We start from the raw sequence: 1,201 nt of genomic DNA, 5'->3' as shown, positions 1-1,201 counted from the left end.
GTATTAGTTCAGACAAGATCTGACAATTCAACTTGAAAAAGTGAGAGTTACCCGTTTTGATAAAGGTGTCGAATCTTTAAATCAAAACAAACAAAAAGGTAACTCTCATGTTGCATACTAACAATCCAATCATAAAACACAAAGCTGGTTTACTTAACCTTGCCGAAGAACTAGGCAATGTATCAAGAGCCTGTAAAGTCATGGGCGTATCACGAGATACATTTTATCGTTATCAAGAACTCGTTAATGAAGGTGGTATCGATGCATTAATCGAAAAGAACCGCCGTACACCAAATATAAAGAATCGCGTTGACGAAGAAACAGAGCAAGCCGTCATTAACTATGCAGTTGAATATCCTGCTCACGGTCAACATAGAACCAGCAATGAGCTTCGTAAGTTAGGCGTGTTTGTCTCAGGTAGTGGTGTTCGTTCAATCTGGTTGCGTCACGATTTAGAAAACTTCAAAAAACGATTGAAAGCATTGGAAAACAAAGTCGCTAATGAAGGCATTATTTTATCTGACGCCCAAGTTGCTGCGCTAGAAAAGAAAAAACATGACGATGAAGCCTGTGGTGAAATTGAAACAGCGCATCCCGGTTATCTTGGCTCACAAGACACATTTTATGTTGGTAACCTTAAAGGTGTTGGTCGTATCTATCAACAAACCTTTGTGGATACCTACAGTAAAGTCGCCTTTGCGAAGCTCTACACAACGAAAACGCCAATTACAGCGGCTGACATGCTCAATGATAAAGTATTGCCTTATTTCGAAGGTCACAAATTGCCTATGCTTCGAATATTAACTGACCGAGGAACTGAGTATTGTGGGCGAGTTGAGCATCATGATTATCAGCTATATTTGGCAATTAACGACATCGACCATACAAAAACGAAAGCAATGTCCCCGCAAACAAATGGTATCTGTGAGCGTTTCCATAAGACGATTTTGAACGAGTTCTATCAAATCACATTCCGCAAAAAGTTGTACGATTCAATGGAAGAACTACAAAAAGATCTGGACGAATGGATGGATTACTACAACAATGATCGGACTCATCAAGGAAAAGTATGTTGCGGTCGAACACCACTTGAAACATTATTGGATGGAAAAACGGTTTGGGCAGAAAAGAATTTAGCTCAAATCTAAACTAACAGTCACCATTAGAAAAATGGGTAACTGTCAGATCAAGTCTGAGCTAG

The 1,201-nt window shown here is 39.5% G+C and carries 1 protein-coding gene; it reads left to right on the top strand.

From position 1 onward, the window contains the following. The first annotated feature begins 107 nt into the window (after positions 1-107). On the top strand, positions 108-1,148 hold the full coding sequence (locus DC53_RS00935; RefSeq protein WP_033032172.1) for an IS481 family transposase: 1,041 nt from the start codon (positions 108-110) through the stop codon (positions 1,146-1,148). The last annotated feature ends 53 nt before the right edge of the window (positions 1,149-1,201 follow it).

The organism is Pseudoalteromonas fuliginea (assembly GCF_000690055.1).
Classification (GTDB): Bacteria; Pseudomonadota; Gammaproteobacteria; order Enterobacterales; family Alteromonadaceae; genus Pseudoalteromonas; species Pseudoalteromonas fuliginea.
The sequence above is the reverse complement of the archived record's forward strand: the minus strand, read 5'-3'. Positions and strand labels throughout refer to the sequence as shown.